At 67.8% G+C, this 18,147-nt stretch carries 15 protein-coding genes; 3 read left to right on the top strand and 12 right to left on the bottom strand.

The genetic code is table 11. The annotated features are described in order from the left end of the window. Positions 1 to 85: 85 nt before the first annotated feature. A complete protein-coding gene (glpK, locus tag AC5RWU_RS14355; RefSeq protein WP_494031441.1) occupies positions 86 to 1,600 on the bottom strand; it encodes a glycerol kinase GlpK in 1,515 nt (504 codons plus the stop codon). Positions 1,601 to 1,795: 195 nt separating this feature from the next. Between glpK and AC5RWU_RS14350 the strand changes: the two genes are divergently transcribed. The 3 genes from AC5RWU_RS14350 to AC5RWU_RS14340 are packed head-to-tail and all read left to right on the top strand — an operon-like array spanning position 1,796 to position 4,700. Then, positions 1,796 to 2,632, top strand: a complete 837-nt coding sequence (locus AC5RWU_RS14350) for an aldo/keto reductase (RefSeq protein WP_494031440.1) — start codon at positions 1,796 to 1,798, stop codon at positions 2,630 to 2,632. 5 nt (positions 2,633 to 2,637) lie between these two features. Continuing rightward, positions 2,638 to 3,627, top strand: a complete 990-nt coding sequence (locus AC5RWU_RS14345) for an alpha/beta fold hydrolase (RefSeq protein ID WP_494031439.1) — start codon at positions 2,638 to 2,640, stop codon at positions 3,625 to 3,627. After that, complete coding sequence (locus AC5RWU_RS14340; protein ID WP_494031438.1) at positions 3,624 to 4,700, top strand: glycosyltransferase family 4 protein; 1,077 nt, start codon at positions 3,624 to 3,626, stop codon at positions 4,698 to 4,700. Before AC5RWU_RS14345 ends, AC5RWU_RS14340 begins: the two co-directional genes overlap by 4 nt. Before the next feature lie 24 nt (positions 4,701 to 4,724). Here AC5RWU_RS14340 and AC5RWU_RS14335 read toward each other — a convergent pair whose 3' ends face one another. The 11 genes from AC5RWU_RS14335 to AC5RWU_RS14285 all read right to left on the bottom strand — a co-directional run bounded on the left by AC5RWU_RS14335 (position 4,725) and on the right by AC5RWU_RS14285 (position 18,063). Beyond that, positions 4,725 to 6,848 (bottom strand): primosomal protein N', encoded by a 2,124-nt coding sequence (locus AC5RWU_RS14335; protein WP_494031437.1) that lies wholly within the window; start codon positions 6,846 to 6,848, stop codon positions 4,725 to 4,727. A gap of 12 nt (positions 6,849 to 6,860) precedes the next feature. Then, complete coding sequence (gene metK / locus AC5RWU_RS14330; RefSeq protein ID WP_494031436.1) at positions 6,861 to 8,066, bottom strand: methionine adenosyltransferase; 1,206 nt, start codon at positions 8,064 to 8,066, stop codon at positions 6,861 to 6,863. A 94-nt stretch (positions 8,067 to 8,160) separates the two neighbouring features. Further along, complete coding sequence (coaBC, locus tag AC5RWU_RS14325) at positions 8,161 to 9,429, bottom strand: bifunctional phosphopantothenoylcysteine decarboxylase/phosphopantothenate--cysteine ligase CoaBC (RefSeq protein WP_494031435.1); 1,269 nt, start codon at positions 9,427 to 9,429, stop codon at positions 8,161 to 8,163. Positions 9,430 to 9,458: 29 nt separating this feature from the next. Further along, positions 9,459 to 9,719, bottom strand: a complete 261-nt coding sequence (rpoZ, locus tag AC5RWU_RS14320) for a DNA-directed RNA polymerase subunit omega (RefSeq protein ID WP_494031434.1) — start codon at positions 9,717 to 9,719, stop codon at positions 9,459 to 9,461. Positions 9,720 to 9,793: 74 nt separating this feature from the next. Continuing rightward, complete coding sequence (gmk, locus tag AC5RWU_RS14315) at positions 9,794 to 10,363, bottom strand: guanylate kinase (RefSeq protein ID WP_494031433.1); 570 nt, start codon at positions 10,361 to 10,363, stop codon at positions 9,794 to 9,796. Between the two features lie 14 nt (positions 10,364 to 10,377). Further along, entirely contained in the window at positions 10,378 to 10,713 is a 336-nt protein-coding gene (gene mihF, locus AC5RWU_RS14310; RefSeq protein ID WP_494031432.1) for an integration host factor, actinobacterial type, read from the bottom strand. A 182-nt stretch (positions 10,714 to 10,895) separates the two neighbouring features. Further along, on the bottom strand, positions 10,896 to 11,792 hold the full coding sequence (gene pyrF, locus AC5RWU_RS14305; RefSeq protein ID WP_494031431.1) for an orotidine-5'-phosphate decarboxylase: 897 nt from the start codon (positions 11,790 to 11,792) through the stop codon (positions 10,896 to 10,898). After that, positions 11,737 to 15,030 carry a carbamoyl-phosphate synthase large subunit gene (gene carB / locus AC5RWU_RS14300; RefSeq protein WP_494031430.1) on the bottom strand — a complete coding sequence of 1,098 codons (3,294 nt, stop codon included), beginning with the start codon at positions 15,028 to 15,030 and terminating at the stop codon, positions 11,737 to 11,739. The genes pyrF and carB overlap by 56 nt, the downstream gene beginning before the upstream one ends. Then, positions 15,030 to 16,235: a glutamine-hydrolyzing carbamoyl-phosphate synthase small subunit gene (carA, locus tag AC5RWU_RS14295; protein ID WP_494031429.1), complete on the bottom strand. Its 1,206-nt coding sequence runs from the start codon at positions 16,233 to 16,235 to the stop codon at positions 15,030 to 15,032. The genes carB and carA overlap by 1 nt, the downstream gene beginning before the upstream one ends. Continuing rightward, complete coding sequence (locus tag AC5RWU_RS14290; protein ID WP_494031428.1) at positions 16,232 to 16,762, bottom strand: PH-like domain-containing protein; 531 nt, start codon at positions 16,760 to 16,762, stop codon at positions 16,232 to 16,234. Before AC5RWU_RS14290 ends, carA begins: the two co-directional genes overlap by 4 nt. Next, positions 16,750 to 18,063 (bottom strand): dihydroorotase, encoded by a 1,314-nt coding sequence (locus tag AC5RWU_RS14285; protein ID WP_494031477.1) that lies wholly within the window; start codon positions 18,061 to 18,063, stop codon positions 16,750 to 16,752. The genes AC5RWU_RS14290 and AC5RWU_RS14285 overlap by 13 nt, the downstream gene beginning before the upstream one ends. Positions 18,064 to 18,147: the final 84 nt, after the last annotated feature.

Below are 18,147 nucleotides of genomic sequence, written 5' to 3'. Positions count from 1 at the left end.
CGAAAATCTGCAACAACTGAGGTTTCGGCGATCGATAGGTACAGGTCAGGGGTGCGGGGCAGGGGGTGCACGTCAGGGATGTGGGTCAGCGGACGTCTTCGTCCACCCAGTCGAAGGTGCGGGTCACGGCTTTCCTCCACAGGCGCAGCTGCCGGTCCCGTTCCGCCTCGTCCAGCGCCGGCTCCCAGCGCTTGTCTTCGGACCAGTGCCGGGACAGCTCGCCCAGGTCGTTCCAGAAGCCGACCGCCAGCCCGGCCGCGTAGGCCGCGCCGAGTGCCGTCGTCTCGATGACCTTCGGCCGGATCACCGGGACGCCCAGGATGTCCGCCTGGAACTGCATGAGCGCGTCATTGGCGACCATGCCGCCGTCGACCTTCAGCTCCGTCAGCGGTACCCCGCTGTCCGCGTTGACAGCATCGAGTACCTCCCGGGTCTGGAAAGCGGTGGCCTCCAGCGCGGCCCGGGCGATATGCGCCTTGGTCACGTAGCGGGTCAGCCCTACCAGGGCGCCGCGGGCATCGCCGCGCCAGTAGGGCGCGAACAGGCCGGAGAAGGCCGGCACGAAGTAGGCCCCGCCATTGTCCTTGACGGAGGCGGCCAGCTGCTCCACTTCGGGCGCGCTCCTGATGATGCCCAGGTTGTCCCGCAGCCACTGGATCAGGGAACCGGTGACTGCAATGGAGCCCTCCAGTGCGTAGTGCGGTTTGGCATCCCCCAGCTTGTAGCCCAGTGTGGTCAGCAGTCCGTTCTTCGAATGGATGATCTCCTCGCCGGTGTTGAAGATCAGGAAGTTTCCGGTCCCGTAGGTGTTCTTGGCCTCGCCCGTTTCGAACGCGGCCTGGCCGAAGGTCGCGGCCTGCTGGTCGCCCAGGATCCCGGCGACCGGAACCTGGCGCAGCAGTTGGGAGGTGTGCACCGTCCCGTAGACCTCGGACGAGGATCGGATCTGCGGCATCATGGAGCACGGGACCCCGAAGATGCCCAGGATCTCCTCGTCCCAGGCCAGGGACTGCAGGTCCATGAACAGCGTGCGCGAGGCGTTGGTGACGTCGGTGGCGTGGACGCCGCCGTCGGTGCCGCCGGTCAGGTTCCAGAGCACCCAGGAGTCGGTGTTGCCGAACAGCAGGTCCCCCGCCTCGGCCCGTTCCCGGGCGCCCTCGACATTGTCCAGGATCCATTTGATCTTGGTGCCGGAGAAGTAGGTGGCCAGCGGCAGTCCCACCTTCTCCTTAAACCGGTCCGGGCCGCCGTCGGCCGCGAGCGCGTCGACGATGCCCTGGGTGCGGGTGTCCTGCCACACGATGGCGTTGTAGACCGGCTCCCCGGTGGTCCGGTCCCAGACGACGGTGGTCTCCCGCTGGTTGGTGATGCCGACGGCGGCAATATCGTGCCGTGTCAGGTTCGCCTTGGAGAGCGCGCTGCCGATGACTTCGCGGACGTTGTCCCAGATTTCCTTCGGGTTGTGCTCGACCCAGCCGGCCTGGGGGAAGATCTGTTCGTGTTCCTTCTGCCCGGTGGACACGATGGTGCCGTCGTGGTCGAAGACGATGGCACGGCTGCTGGTGGTTCCCTGGTCGATGGCGATCACATATTGAGGCATTTCTGCTTCCTAAGGTGGTGTGAAGGAGACGGTGGACAGGTGGAGCGGCCCTGGTCAGGCGGACAGGCTGCGGAAGCTACACAATCCCCCATTGTGCCGGGCAGCACAATACGCCGGCGCCCGTCCGCCGGCATTGTTAGCCGCACGGCCCGTGCCGCATGCATCCGTCGGCGTGATGGTCGGTAAAGTCTAGGTATGACCATGGCAGCGAAGATGTCCCTGAACAACGGCGTCCTGATGGACCAGCTCGGCTTCGGAGTGTACAAAGTCCCGCCCGCCACCACCGCCGACCTGTGCACGCTGGCGCTCGAGACCGGTTACCGCCATCTGGACACCGCCGCGCTCTATGGCAACGAGGCCGGCGTCGGAGCCGCTGTGCGTGCCGCCGTCGGCTCGGGCTTCCTCAGCCGTGAGGACATCTTCGTAACCACGAAGGTCTGGAACGACAGTCAGGGCTTCGATGCCACCCTGGCAGCCTATGAAAAGTCCCTGGTCGAGCTGGGCCTGGACTACGCCGATCTTTACCTCATCCACTGGCCGTGCCCGGCGCAGGGACGGTTCATCGAGACCTACAAGGCGCTGGAACGGCTGTACCACGAGGGGCGCGTCCGGGCGATCGGTGTCTCCAATTTCCAGGTCGAGCACCTGCGGCAGCTCATGGATGCCACCGAGGTGGTTCCGGCGGTCAACCAGATCGAACTGCACCCCTGGCTGCAGCAGGAGGAACTGCGGGCCTTCCACTCCCAGTACGGCATCCGCACCGAGGCCTGGAGCCCGCTGGGCCGGGGCGCCGTGCTCACGGACCCGGAACTGCAGCGCCTGGCCTCCGCGCTGGGCAAGTCGCCTGCCCAGGTCGTCATCCGCTGGCACCTGCAGCTGGGCAACATCGTCATTCCGAAGGCCAGCTCCCGGCACCGGATCGAGGAGAATTTCGCGGTCCAGGACTTCAGCCTGGACTCCCGCCACATGCGGACCATCGCGTCGCTGGACCGCAACCACCGCACCGGTTCCCACCCCAACGAGGTGAACTGACGGCAGTGACCAGCACCGAAATGGGAGAAGGCACCGGTACAGAGGCAAGGGCCCGTGCCCGCTCGGCCGGCATTGCCGGCAGCCTGGTCCGTTACTGGGACTTTGCACCTGTGGCCGATGGCCGGCAGACCGCTGCCCGGCAGGCTGATGCCCGGGACGGCGGCGGCGCGACCGACAGCGGCAGCGTCCCGTCCGGTTCACCCGCGGCCCCTGTGACCATACTCATGCTGCATGGTTTCCGCGGCGACCATCACGGGCTGTTGCGGATCGTCGAGGAGCTGCCCGGCTGCCGGATCCTGGTGCCGGACCTGCCGGGCTTCGGGCAGTCGGAGCCGCTGCCGGACCGCGCACACGATGTCGCAGCCTACGTAGAGGTGACACGGGCGCTCATCGAGGAGCTGAGGCTGGGCCCGGAGACGGTGCTGCTGGGCCACTCGTTCGGCTCCATTATCGCCAGCCACTTCGCTGCCCGGCATCCGGAACTGATCGGTTCTTTGGTCCTGGTCAATCCGATCTGCGAACCGGCGCTGAAGGGCCCCAAGGGCATAGCGTCCAAACTGGCGGAGCTGTACTACGTGCTCGGCGCCCGCCTGCCAGAAAGCCTGGGCCTGGCCCTGCTGCGCAGCCGACTGGTCGTCCGGATCACCAGCATCATGATGGCCAAGACCAAGGACCCGGCACTGCGCCGCTGGATCCACGGCCAGCACGACGCCTACTTCAGCGCCTTCGCCAGCCGCGATGTCCTGCTGGAGACCTACCGTGCCTCCACCACCGGCACCGTCCGCGAGGTTGCCCCGTCGCTGACCATGCCAGTGCTGCTGGTCGCGGCCGAAAAGGACGATCTCGGCTCCGTCGCCGGGCAGCGGCGGCTGGCCACCCTGATCCCGGATGCGGAACTGCACTTCATTCCCGACGTCGGCCATCTGATCCACTACGAAACCCCGGGCCAGGCGGCCGGCCTGATCACCGGTTTCCTGCAGGGGCTGCGGGCATGAAGCTTGTCATCGACGCCCGCTTCACGCGCACCGACCAGCACGACGGGATCAGCAGGTACGGCGCCAGCCTCATCGCCGCCGCCGCACGGCACGCCGAGGTGACGATGCTGATCCACGACGAACGCCAGCTGGCCCTGCTGCCGGATGTGCCGTACGTGCGGATCAGCAGTCCGCTCTCCCCCCGGGAACTGTTCGTGGCGCGGAAGATCAACCGGCTCGGCGCCGACGTCGTCGTCTGCCCCATGCAGACCATGGGCAGCTGGGGGCGCCGCTACGGCCTGGTCCTGACGCTGCATGACCTGATCTACTACGAAAATCCCAAGCCGCCGTCGTTCCTGCCCCTGCCGGTCCGCGCCCTGTGGCGCCTGTACCACATGGCCTACTGGCCGCAGCGGCTGCTGCTGAACCGGGCCGACGCCGTAGCCACCATCAGCGCCACCACGCGGACCCTGATCGAGCGCCACCGGCTGACGCGCCGGCCGATCCGGATCGTGGGCAACGCACCGCAGCCGGGGATCGAGCGGCGCAGCAGCACAGCCCCGCCCGACAAGACGCTGCTCTACATGGGATCGTTCATGCCTTACAAGAACGTCGAGACCATCATCGCCGGCATGGCGGACCTGCCCGGCTACACCCTCCACCTGCTCAGCCGCATCACCCCGGAGCGCCGGGCGGAGCTGGAAGCCCTGGTCCCGGCCGGATCCGCGGTCGTCTTCCACAACGGCGTCTCCGACGCGGAATACCAGCAGCTGCTGCGCACGACCACGGCGCTGGTCACCATGTCCCGTGCCGAGGGCTACGGACTGCCGGTCATCGAGGCCATGGCCGCCGGTACACCCGTGGTGGCCAGCGATATCCCCATCTTCCGGGAGGTCGGCGCGGATGCCGCCCTGTACGCGGACCCGGACAGCCCCGCGGACTTTGCCGCAGCCGTACGGCGGCTCGATGATCCGGCGGCCTGGCAGCGCGCGTCCGCGGCCGGCGTCGAACGCGCCGCCACCTACGACTGGGACGATTCGGCACTCCAGCTGGTGGCGGTGGCCAAGGAGGTCATGGAGCAGCGGGCCCGCTGACCGGATGTACCGCGCCGCGGCGCCTTACAGCATGTCCACCGCGTCGAGCCGGATGTTGACCGGATCACCGGTCTTCCGGGCGGACAGGGCCGCCCGCCGGGAGCGCAGCTGGGCAGTCACCTCCGCGGCGGCCCGGTACGGGAAGAAGATCAAAGTGCGGTGATCCCCCCAGCGGCTGCCGCCCTGGCCCTGGTAGGTCTCTTCCACCGGTGTCGGCCCAATCAGCCGCACCTGCCCGGGCAGCTGGAGCCCGCTGACGAAGCCCTCAAGGGCCGCGGCAGAGCCACTGAGGCTGGCATACCGCACTGCGGGGGGCAAATGCAGTTCCTGGCGGAGTCCCAGCTCGCGTTCGGCCGCGCCGGCAGGATCCCAGCGGACCAGCGAACCCACGGTGGCGCCGTCGTCGGCGGTGACGACGACGGTGCCCCCGGAACCTGCCGGACGCACCAGGGCGGCGGCATTGAACCAGCGCCGGAGCGTATCTTCGGCGGTGCGCAGGGACTCACGTCCCAGCATCATCGTTCCGTCCAGCAGCAGGGCCGCGGCGTAGCCGGCCGCCGGCACCGGTTCCGCCCCGGGGGTGGCCACAACCAGTGCCGGCTCGGGACCGACGGTGTCGCGGACATGGTCCCCTGCGGAGGAGATGACAGGAACCGTGGGAAAGGCCCGGCCCAGTTCCTCGGCAGTCCGTGCAGCGCCTACGGCCGTCGCGCGCAGCCGCCGACCACCGCAGTTGATGCACTGCCACGCGCCGGCGAGCTGGCCGCACCAGCGGCAGGCCGGCTGGCCGGCGCGGCTGCCCTGGGCCAGCGGGCCCTGGCAATGGGCGCAGCGGGCCGGTTCGCGGCAGTCCTGGCAGGCAAGGGCCGGCGAGAATCCGGTCCGGGCGACCTGGACCAGCACCGGCCCCCGTTCCAGTGCCTCCCTGGCCGTCCGCCAGGCAACATGCGGCAGCCGGGCCCGGGCCGCCAGTGGATCCCGTTCCTGCTGGTAGCTGTCGGCCGAATTGACGATGCGCGGTGTGCGGTTCCGGACTGTGGGACGGTCCGCCTGGATGGGCAGCGCCCACCCCGCGGCGACCAGGCGCTGCGCCTCGGTGCTACGGGCGAAGCCGCCGATCAGCAGCGCACACTGGGCCTGTTCGGCACGCAGCAACAGGACTTCGCGGGCATGTTGGTAGGGTGCGCGCGGCTCCGCATGCAGTTCGTCGCCGTCGTCCCAGAGGACCACCAGTCCCAGGTTGGAAACCGGCGCGAAAGCGGCCGAACGGGTGCCGATCGCCACGTTCACCTGCCCGTGGACCAGCCTGAGGAAGTTCCGGTACCTGGGCGTGGGACCGTCGTCGGCATTCAGCCGCACGAAGCTGCCGGCGCCGATCCGGGCAGCGAGAGCGTCCTGGAGCCTGGCCAGATCCCGTTGGTCGGGGACCACGATCAGCACGCCCTTTCCCGCCCGGCGGGCGGCCGCCGCGGCTTCGGCCAGTTCATGCGGCCAGGCCTGCGCACCGTACCCGCCAAGGGACGTGAAGACCGCCCGCGGCGTTTCCCCGGCCGCCAGGTGGGCCAGGAACTGGCTCCCGTGGGCGTAGCGGGAGAGCAGGGAGGGTCCATCCGGCGCGGAAGACTCGACGGCGCTGTCCGCATTCGGGCCGAGGTCTCCGTCTGTGTCTCCGTCTGCCTCCCCACCGACGTCTCCGCCGGCGGCGAATTCCTTGTCCACGCGGGCGACCCGCGGAGGCACCGCCGCCCGCAGCACATCGCTGAAGGTTCCGGCATAGCGGTCCGCCACCGCGCGGGCCAGGGCCACCACCTCCGGCGTCAGTACGGGCTCGCCCGAGACCACCTTGGCCAGCGGCACCAGTCGGACTCCCGTTGCCGGCTCAGCGGCGCGCTCGATGATGAAGCCCGGCAGTTCCTGTGCGCCGAACCGGACCTTGACGCGGGCACCGGGCTGCGCCTCGGCGTCGTATTTTTCCGGCACGGTGTAGTCGAACAGCCGGTCCAGATGCGGGACCGGCGATTCCAGCGCCACCCGCGCAATGGGCAGCACGGAGGCGGTAGGGCTGGTGCCTGCGGGCCGCCGGGAGGCACCGAACCCCTGCAGGAGCGAAAGCTGCACCGCCTCCGGTGCGCCGGATGGGTCGGTCATGGAGTCAGGCGGTCAGGCGTTGAAGTAGCTCTTCAGGTCGTCAACGCGGTCGGTGCGCTCCCAGGTGAATGTCTCATCTTCCCGGCCGAAGTGTCCGTGGGCGGCGGTCTTCTGGTAGATCGGCCGCTTCAGGTCCAGGCTGTTAATGATGCCCAGCGGACGCAGGTCGAAGACGTCATGGATGGCGAGGCTGATCTTGTGCGGGTCCACGGTCTCGGTGCCGAACGTCTCCACATAGATTCCCACCGGGTGCGCCATGCCGATCGCATAGGCGACCTGGATCTCGGCCCGGCTGGCCAGGCCGGCGGCCACCACGTTCTTGGCCACCCAGCGCATGGCATAGGCTGCGGAGCGGTCCACCTTCGACGGGTCCTTGCCGCTGAAGGCGCCGCCGCCGTGGCGGGCCATGCCGCCGTAGGTGTCCACGATGATCTTCCGTCCGGTCAGGCCCGCGTCTCCGACGGGGCCGCCGATGACGAAGGGGCCGCCGGGGTTGAGGATATGCCTGACATTGCTGGTGTCCAGGTGCGAGGTGGCCAGCACCGGCGCGATCACGTGGGCCGCCAGGTCCGCGCGCAGCTGCTCCAGCGGCACCGCGGCCTCATGCTGGGAGGAGATCAGGACCGAGTCCACCGAAACCGGCCGGTCGCCGTCGTAACCGATCGTCACCTGGGTCTTGCCGTCGGGACGCAGGTACGGCAGCGTCCCGTCCTTGCGGACCTCGGTGAGGCGTTCGGACAGCCGGTGCGCGAGCCAGATCGGCGTGGGCATCAGCACAGCCGTTTCATCGCTGGCGTAGCCGAACATGATGCCCTGGTCCCCGGCGCCCTGCTTGTCATAGTCGTCTTTGGAGATGCCTTCGCGCTCCTCCAGCGAGTGGAACACGCCTTCGGCGATCTCGGCGGACTGCTGTCCGATCGACACCGAAACGCCGCAGCGCGCGCCGTCGAAACCGTTGGCCGACGAGTCGTAGCCGATGCCGAGGATGGTCTCCCGGACCAGCTGCGGAATCTCCACATAGCTGTTGGTCGTCACCTCACCCGCGACGTGCACCAAGCCCGTGGTCACGAGGGTCTCCACGGCCACCCTGGATTCGGGGTCCTCCCGGAGCAGTGCGTCGAGGATGGCGTCACTGATCTGGTCGCAGATCTTGTCCGGGTGGCCCTCGGTAACAGACTCGGAAGTAAACAGGCGCAGGAGGCTATCAGGTGAAGTCACGAAAATACTCTACTTGGTTGGTCTGACATTCCGGCATTCGGTCAGGGAGGGCATTCAGCCGCCAGAATACCTGCCGGCACAATTGTCCTGCCGGCTAGACTGTTTCGGCGGGGACACGGGCCAGGTCCTGGGCGATACGGGCCACGATCGCCGCGGCGACCTCGTCCTTGCTGCCGGCCTCCGCCTGCGGCGCCGCATTGGTACGGGACAGAATGGTGACGCTGGTGCTGTCCTGGCCGAACACCAGATCCGTGCCGACCTGGTTCAGGACCAGCAGGTCGCAGCCCTTGCGCTGCAGCTTCTGCTGCGCATACTCCAGCACGTTCCCCTGCTCATCGCCGGTTTCCGCCGCAAAGCCGACAATCAGGGCGGGTGCGGCGCTGTCCCCACGGCGCTGTACCAGTTCCTGCAGGATGTCCGGGTTGCGCACCAGCGTGATCACCGGGTCCGCGGCATCGTCCCGCTTCTTGATCTTGGAGCCTGCCGCCTGGGACGGGCGGAAATCGGCGACCGCGGCCGCCATAATAACGACGTCGGAGGCCGCCGCCGCTGCCAGGGTCGCCTCGCGCAGTTCCAGGGCGGTTTCCACCCTGGTCACTTCGGCTTCCGCGGGCGGCGCCACCTCCATATGGGCGGCGATGAAACGGACCGAAGCACCCGCGTCGAGCGCCGCGCGGGCCAGTGCGGCCCCCTGCTTGCCGGAGGACCGGTTGCCCAGGAAGCGCACCGGATCCAGCGGTTCACGGGTGCCGCCGGCGGTGACGGTAACGGTCCGGCCGGCCAGCAGGCCGGCCAATGACCCGGCCTGCCGGCCGGATGCGGTCGCAGCGGCGCCGGCCGGGTGAAGATACGGCGCGAGGGCCGCGTGGATTTCCTCCGGCTCGGGCAGGCGTCCGGGACCCGAATCTGCGCCGGTAAGCCGGCCCACTGCGGGATCCAGGACGACGGCGCCGCGGTCCCGGAGCGTGCGGACATTGCCCCGGGTCGCGGCGTGCTGCCACATCTCGGAGTGCATCGCCGGAACGAAGACGACCGGTCCGCGGGCCATCAGCAGTGTATTGGTCAGCAGGTCGTCGGCCAGGCCGGCGGCGGCGCGGGCCAGCAGGTCCGCGGTGGCCGGAGCCACCACGATCAGGTCCGCCTCATGACCCAGGCGGACATGGTTGACCTTGTCCACGTCGTCGAAAACGCTGTTGGACACGGGATTGCCGGACAGGGCTTCCCAAGTAGCGGTGCCGACGAACTTCGTCGCGGCACCGGTCGGGATGACGGTGACATTGTGGCCCGCTTCGGTCAGCAGCCGCAGCAGTGACGCAACCTTGTAGGCGGCGATTCCGCCGCCTACTCCCAGTACGATGCGCACAGTCCGTCCGTCTCCCTTCGGCCTTGCCGTTACTCGGCGGGCTGTGCGGGCCTGGAGACCAGCATGCCCTCGTTGATCTCGCGCAGCGCGATGGACAGCGGCTTTTCGTTCAGCTTGGTGTCCACCAGCGGTCCGACGTATTCGAAGAGGCCTTCGTGCAGCTGCGAGTAGTAGGCGTTGATCTGGCGGGCGCGCTTGGCACCGTAGATTACCAAGGCGTACTTGGAATCGCTTGCTTCCAGCAGATCGTCGATCGGGGGGTTGATGATGCCTTCGGGTTTGGTAGCCACAAATTCTCCAAAAAATCAGGTGGGAACCCGTACAGCCCCGGGCCGGCGGCCCAGAGCTGGTCCCCGGACCGGTCTTAGCGCCGGTGAGGCGGGATTCCCATGAGTGAAACAAGCTCGTCTGCCGCGCGCTGAACATCGTCATTGACGACCGTGTGATCGAATTCGGATTCGGCAGCAAGCTCCAGTTTAGCGGTTTCCAGCCGCCGCTGCTGTTCGGCCTCGGTTTCGGTGCCGCGGCCGACCAGGCGCCGCACCATTTCCTCCCACGAGGGCGGGGCCAGGAAAACGAAGTTCGCCTCCGGCATCGACTCGCGGACCTGCCGGGCGCCCTGCAGGTCGATTTCCAGCAGGACCGACTTTCCGTCCGCCATCGCCGCTTCGACGGTACGGCGCAGGGTGCCGTAACGGTTCTGTCCGTGGACCACGGCCCATTCGAGCATCTGCCCCTCGGCCACGAGCCGGTCGAAATCGTCGGCCGAGACGAAGAAATAATGCACCCCGTCCACCTCGCCCGGACGCGGGGAACGCGTGGTGGCGGAGACGGAGAGCCAGACTTCCGGATAATGGTCCCGGATGTAGGTGGACACAGTTCCCTTGCCGACGGCGGTAGGACCGGCCAGGACTGTCAGCCGCGGTTGCGACACATGAACCTCACTAACTACTGGCCGGCCCGGGCGGGATGGGCCGACAAATGTTCGATCAGCGCTTTGCGCTGGTGTACTCCCAGGCCACGGATCCGCCGGGTCGGGGCGATCCCGACTTCAGCCATGATTCCCGCAGCGCGCACGTCGCCGACGCCGGGCAGGGCCTTCAGCAGTTCCAGCACCTTCAGGCGCCCGATGGCCTCGTCCCGGTGGCCGTCATTGATGACGTCAGCGACGCTGGTTTCACCGCTCTTCAGCCGGGCCTTCACAGATGCGCGGGCAGCGCGGGCCGCCGTCGCCTTGTGCCGCGCCGCGCTTCGTTCATCATCTGAGAGGGGTTTAAGGGACACCGTGTTCTCCCGCATGAAAGGACCGGCTGCACCAGGGATGTGCGAAGCGGTACGAGTGGACGTAATGAGTGGGTGGAAGAGCTTGCTTCGAACCTATCGGCAAGTTCAGCCCAAAATCAATCTGCAGGTGTGCCCGGCCCAATGACCGGGCCGGGCACCCCTGGCTCCTGCCCAGGACCGGCCTAGGACAAATCGCCCAGGGTCCGCCGGGCCGCCTCGCGGAGCGCGGCCTGGTCCGGGCCGGCCTTGAGGATGTCCCGGCTGGACGTACCGAGAACCAGACCGTAGGCGCTCCCGAAGGTCTTTTTCAGGTCCCGGCCGGTGGCCCCCTGCGCGCCCAGTCCCGGTGCGAGGATCGGACCGTTCACGGCGGACAGGTCGATGCCCAGCTCTGCCAGGGCGCCGCCGACGGTGGCTCCGATGACCAGACCGACGGAGCCCATGTCCGGTCCCGTTCCCGCATTCTCCCGGACAACGGCATCAATGATCCGGCGGGCCACGGAATCCGCGCCGCCGACATGCTGGACGGAGGCACCTTCAGGATTCGAGGTCAGGCCGAGGACGAAGACGCCCCGGCCGTACTGCCGTGCCAGGTCCAGGGCCGGGCGCAGTGATTCATAGCCCAGGTAGGGGCTGAGCGTGACGGAGTCCGCCGCGAGGGCGGAACCGTCCCGCAGCCACGCATCAGCATAGGCGGCCATGGTGGAACCGATGTCGCCGCGCTTGGCATCGGCGATCGTGATCACATCCGCCGCCGCTGCCTCCGCGAGGACCCGCTCCAGCACGGCCAGGCCTGCGGAACCGTGCCGTTCGTACAGCGCAACCTGCGGCTTGACGGCGCAGGCCTGCTCCCCCACGGCCGCCAGGACCGTCAGCGAAAAGCGCTCCAGCCCGCCGGCGTCGTCATTCAGCCCCCAGGACTGCAGCAGCCCCGGATGCGGGTCGATGCCGACGCACAGCTGGCCTTTGGCCCGCATCGCCGCCGCGATTCGGGACCCAAAGGAGCTGCGCTCAGCCACCGGATCAGGCACCGGCTGCCGCCTTGAGGTTCGCGGCGTGCTCCTGCAGACTCGTGACATCCCATTCGTAGGACCGCATGGCCTCGATCGCCTGGATGGCGGCATTGAATTCGGCGACGGTGGTCATCACCGGCGTGCCCACCGAGGTGGCGGCGGCGCGGATCTCGTAGCCGTCGCCGCGGGCCTCGCCGCCCGACGGGGTGTTCACCACCATGTCAATCGTGCCGTCGGTGATCAGGTCGACGACGGTGCCCTCGCCGTCGGCCGCTCCCTCGCCCACCTTGCGCACGGTGGTCGCCTGGATGCCGTTGCGGCGCAGCACATCGGCGGTGCCACCCGTGGAGAGGATCTCGAAGCCGAGGTCCGTCAGCAGCTTCACAGGCATGACGATCGCCCGCTTGTCCCGGTTGGCGACGGAGACGAAAACCTTGCCGGCCGTCGGCAGCGCGTTGTTGGCGGCGGCCTGGCTCTTGGCAAAGGCAGTATCGAAGTACTTGTCGATTCCCATGACCTCGCCGGTGGAGCGCATCTCCGGGCCGAGGAGGGAATCGACGACCGTGCCTTCGGGTGTGCGGAACCGCGCGAACGGCAGCACTGCTTCCTTCACGGCCACCGGGGCATTGAGCGGCAGCGTGGAACCGTCGCCGGTTTCCGGCAGCATCCCGGAGGTGCGCAGCTGTCCGATGGTCATGCCGGTGCCGATGAGTGCGGCCGCCTTCGCCAGCTGCACACCTGTGGCCTTGGAGACGAACGGAACGGTGCGGGACGCGCGCGGATTGGCCTCGATGACATACAGCACATCCGATGCCAGCGCGAACTGGATATTGATCAGGCCGCGCACGCCCACACCTTCGGCAATGGCCAAAGTAGCCTCGCGCACCAGGTCGATGACATCCGCGCCGAGCGTAATCGGCGGGAGCACGCACGCGGAGTCGCCGGAGTGGATTCCGGCCTCCTCGATGTGCTCCATGATGCCGCCCAGGTACATCTGGCTGCCGTCGTACAGGGCGTCGACGTCGATTTCGATGGCGTCCTCGAGGAAGCGGTCGACCAGCACCGGGTGGTCCGGGGTGATTTCCGTGGCGTTGGCGATGTAGCGGGAGAGATTGGCCTCATCGTAGACAATCTCCATGCCTCGGCCACCCAGCACATAGGAGGGGCGCACCAGCACGGGGTAGCCGATCTCGTCGGCGATCTTCTTGGCCTCCTCGAAGGAAACGGCCGTGCCGTTCTTGGGTGAGACCAGCCCCGCATGGTCCAGCACCCGGCTGAAGGCGCCTCGGTGCTCGGCGAGATCGATCGCTTCGGGCGAGGTGCCCAGGATCGGGACGCCGGCATCGGCCAGCGCCTGGGCCAGCTTCAGCGGAGTCTGGCCGCCCAGCTGCACGTACACGCCCAGGACACCGCCGGTGCGCTGCTCGGCCGCGATCACCTCCAGCACGTCCTCCAGCGTCAGCGGTTCGAAGTACAGGCGGGTCGAGACGTCGTAGTCCGTGGAAACCGTCTCCGGGTTGCAGTTGACCATGACCGTCTCGTGCCCGGCTTCGCGCAGCGCCATGGTGGCATGGACGCAGGAGTAGTCGAATTCGATGCCCTGGCCGATGCGGTTGGGACCGGAACCAAGGATGATGATGGACGGCTTCTCATGCTGCTCCACCTCGTCCTCTTCGTCATAGGAGGAGTAGTGGTACGGCGTGTAGGCTGCGAACTCCGCTGCGCAGGTATCCACGGTCTTGAAGACCGGACGAATACCCAGCGCATGGCGCACCCCGCGGACCACGGCTTCGGGGGTGTGGGTGAGCCGGCCGATCTGGCCGTCGGAGAAGCCGTGGCGCTTGGCCAGGCGCAGTACGTCCTCGCTGAGCGCAGGGGCCGTGCGGATTTCCTCGGCGACCTCGTTCAGCAGGACCAGCTGGTCCAGGAACCACGGATCGATGCCGGTCGCCGCATAGAGCTGCTCCACGGTGGCACCGCCCAGCAGGGCACGCTGGACCTGGGACAGGCGGTCCGTCGTCGCGCGCCGGGCTGCTTCGATCAAGGCCGGCACCTCGTCGGCGTTGACCGGTTCGAAGGACAGTTCCGATCCCTTTTGCTCGAGCGACCGCAGCGCCTTCTGCAGAGCTTCGGTGAAGTTGCGGCCAAGGGCCATGGCCTCGCCGACGGACTTCATGGTGGTGGTCAGGGTCGGGTCGGCGGCCGGGAACTTCTCGAACGCGAACCGGGGCACCTTGACGACGACATAGTCCAGCGTCGGCTCGAAGGATGCCGGCGTCTTCTGGGTGATGTCGTTGGGGATTTCGTCCAGTGTGTAGCCCAGCGACAGCTTGGTGGCGATCTTCGCGATGGCGAAGCCGGTGGCCTTGGACGCCAGCGCCGAGGACCGGGACACACGGGGGTTCATTTCAATGACGACGACGCGTCCCGTGTCCGGCTCGACGGCGAACTGGATGTTGCAGCCGCCGGTATCGACGCCGACTTCCCGGATCACGGCGATGGAGATATCGCGCAGCTTCTGGTATTCGCGGTCCGTCAGGGTCAGGGCAGGAGCCACCGTGATGGAGTCGCCGGTGTGGACGCCCACCGGATCGAAGTTTTCGATGGAACAGACGACCACCACATTGTCGTTCTTGTCCCGCATCATCTCAAGCTCGTATTCTTTCCAGCCCAGGATGCTTTCTTCAAGCAGGACCTCGCTGGTGGGGCTGTACTGGATACCGGCTCCGGCAATGCGGCGCAGGTCCTCCGCGTTGTATGCCATGCCGGATCCCAGCCCGCCCATGGTGAACGAGGGTCGGACCACCATTGGGTAACCGAGTTCCTCGGCGGCCTGGAAAGCCTCGTCCATGGAGTGCACGATGATGGACTTGGCGGATTCGGCTCCGCAGCGTTCGACGACGCCCTTGAACTTTTCGCGGTCCTCGCCGAGCTCGATCGCGGCGATGTTCGCGCCGATCAATTCGACGTTGTACTTGGCCAGCACGCCGTTCTTGTCCAGGGCAATCGCCGTGTTCAGCGCGGTCTGGCCGCCCAGCGTGGGCAGCACGGCATCGGGGCGCTCCTTGGCGATGATCTTCTCGACTATCTCAGGGGTAATCGGCTCGACGTAGGTGGCGTCCGCCAGCTCGGGGTCCGTCATGATCGTGGCCGGGTTGGAGTTGACCAGGATGACCCGCAGGCCTTCTTCCTTGAGCACCCGCAGCGCCTGCGTGCCCGAATAGTCGAACTCGGCGGCCTGGCCGATCACGATGGGACCGGAACCGATTACCAGGACGCTCTTCAGGTCAGTTCTCTTGGGCATTACTTTTCTTCCTTCTCGGCACCTGCTGCGGCGGACTTGGTCTGCGCCATCAGGTCAATAAAGCGGTCGAACAGATAGGCCGAATCGTGCGGTCCGGCGGCGGCCTCCGGATGGTACTGGACCGAGAATGCCGGGATGTCCAGGCAGGCCAGGCCCTCAACCACCTGGTCGTTCAGGCTCACGTGACTCACTTCGACCCGGCCGAAGCGTTCCTCGGGCGCTTGGGAGGGCCCGTCCAGCGGTGCGTCTACGGCGAAACCGTGGTTCTGCGAGGTGATCTCCACCTTGCCCGTACGGCGGTCCATGACCGGCTGGTTGATGCCGCGGTGTCCATACCGCAGCTTGTAGGTTCCGAAGCCCAGGGCCCGGCCGAGGATCTGGTTGCCGAAGCAGATGCCGAAGAACGGCACCCGCCGGTCCAGGACCTCGCGCAGAGTGGCGACCTGGGAATCGGCCGTGGCCGGGTCCCCCGGTCCGTTGGACATGAAGACACCGTCCGGATTCACCGCGTCGATGTCGGCCAGCGTGGCGCCCGCGGGCAGCACGTGGACGCGCACGCCGCGCTCGGCGAACCGGTGCGGGGTCATCGATTTGATCCCCAGGTCGAGGGCGGCGATGGTGAACCGCGGCTCGCCTTCCCAGCCGTGGTCCCTGGGTTCGACGACATATGCAGCGTCGATGCTGACTTCCTCGGCCAGGCGGGAGCCCGCCATCGGGGCCTGCGCGTTGACTTCGGCCAGCAGTTCCGGCTCCGGCCGGGCCGCGGCCTCGCCGGAGAAGATGCCGGCCTTCATGGCGCCGCGTTCGCGCAGGTGGCGGGTGATCGCGCGGGTATCGACGCCCTGGATGCCCACGATCCCCTGGGCCACGAGTTCCTCGTCGAGGCTGCGTTCGGAGCGCCAGTTCGACGGGCGCCGGGCTGCCTCGCGGACGATGTAGCCGGCCACCCAGATGCGGCGGGATTCGGCGTCGTCGTCATTGACTCCGGTGTTGCCGATATGCGGTGCTGTCTGGACCACCAGCTGGCGGGCGTAGGACGGATCCGTAATGGTTTCCTGGTAGCCGGTCATTCCGGTGGCGAAGACGGCCTCGCCCAGGGCGGTGCCCTGCGCGCCGTAGCTGCGGCCGCGGAAGGTCCGTCCGTCTTCGAGAACCAGGACGGCCGCTGCTGTGGTCCGGGTGGTGGGCTGTGTCGCTGTCGTCACTGTCGTTCCTCGTCTTGCTTGTTGTCCGCATGGTCGGCGGCGTCCGTCAGTAGTTCTGTGATGGCGTTGAATAGGTCCCGCTTGTCTGCGGCGCGGCGGGTGCGGAAACCGGTGTCCACGGCGGTCCCGCCGAGCCGCCAGGTCAGCACCACCAGGCCTTCCTTCTCCACGTACTTGCCCGCCATGCCCCGTTCCAGCCGGACGTCGTCCAGCTTGTCCCGCCCGATGTAGACATCGGCGGAGCCGGTCCGTTCGATGAGCACACCGTCCGCGAAGACATGGAGCGTGGCGTTGGCCTTGACGCCGAGACTGTGGACCGCGATCCGGTCCAGCCAGTCCCCCGCCGTCGTCGTGACAACGTACTGGCCGTCGAAGCTGCGGGCCGTCTCCGGCAGTTCCTCGGGGATGGCCGGCAGCGGCGCGATGTCCGCCTGCCGGGCGAGCCGGTTGCGCCAGCCCCAGGCGACAAGGCCGATCAGGATGACGATCAGGCCAAGGGTCAGCAGTCCGGGCCCTAGACGCTCCACGAAGACTCCTTCGAAGCAGGATGCGGTTCATTCAGTTCGCCGCCGAGCACAGTGGCATGCCCGGCGTAGAAGGTGGCGACCACCGCGCCGGGAAGCTCGCGGCCGGCGAACGGACTGTTGCGCCCCATGGTCGCCATGACGCCGGGATCCACCGTCCAGCGCGCAGCGGGATCCACCAGTGTCAGGTTCGCGGGTTCACCGGCGGCCAGCGGCCGGCCCTGGTCCGCCAGCCTGCCGATGGCGGCAGGAGTGAAGGAGGTGATCCTGGCGAAATCCTCCCAGCCGATCAGGCCGGTCTCGATCATGGTGTGCTGGACCACGGACAAGGCCGTTTCCAGTCCTGTCATGCCCATGGCTGCCTGCGCCCATTCGCAGTCCTTCGCTTCGGCAGGATGCGGCGCATGGTCGGTGCCGATGACATCGATGGTGCCGTCGGCCAGTCCGGCGCGCAGGGCCTGCACGTCCTCGTCGGTGCGCAGCGGAGGATTGACCTTGTACACCGGGTCGTAGCTGCGGACCAGCTCATCGGTCAGCCACAGGTGGTGCGGCGTCACCTCGGCGGTGACCTTGATGCCACGCTGCTTGGCCCAGCGGATGATCTCCACCGAACCGGCCGTGGACACGTGGCACACATGCAGCCGCGAATCCACATGCTGGGCCAGCAGGACGTCGCGGGCAATGATGCTTTCCTCGGCAACCGCGGGCCAGCCCGTCATGCCGAGCACGGCGGACACGTCGCCCTCGTTCATCTGCGCACCCTCGGTCAGGCGCGGTTCCTGCGCATGCTGGGCGATGACGCCGTCGAACGCTTTCACGTACTCCAGGGCGCGGCGCATCAGCACCGGGTCGTGGACGCACATGCCGTCGTCGGAGAACACCCTGACCCGGGCCCGGGAATCCGCCATGGCGCCAAGCTCCGCCAGCCGCTCCCCCGCGAGGCCGACCGTGACAGCGCCCACCGGCCGCACGTCCGCCCAGCCGGCCCGGCGGCCCAGGCTGAACACCTGCTCCACGACGCCTGCCGTGTCCGCGACGGGCAGGCTATTGGCCATGGCGTGGACTGCGGTGAAACCGCCCAGCGCGGCGGCCCGGGTGCCCGTTTCCACCGTTTCGGCGTCTTCGCGGCCCGGTTCCCGCAGGTGGGTGTGCAGGTCAACCATGCCCGGCAGGGCAATCAGGCCCTCGGCATCGACGACGACCGCACCGGCACCCGAGAGGCCCGTGCCCGTTTCGGCGATGATGCCGTCGGCGATCAGCAGGTCGGTGCGTTCACCGCCCAGCAGGGACGCCCCGCGGACCAGATAGCGCCCGGCTCCGGTCCGCCCCTGCGTGCTGGCTTGGCCCGGCGTGCCGGACTGGTTCTGCGCGCCCGCGGCATTGTCTGC

The organism is Arthrobacter sp. B0427-1-12, from assembly GCF_059092905.1.
Note: the sequence above shows the minus strand (reverse complement) of the source record. Positions and strands in the feature narration are given on the sequence as shown.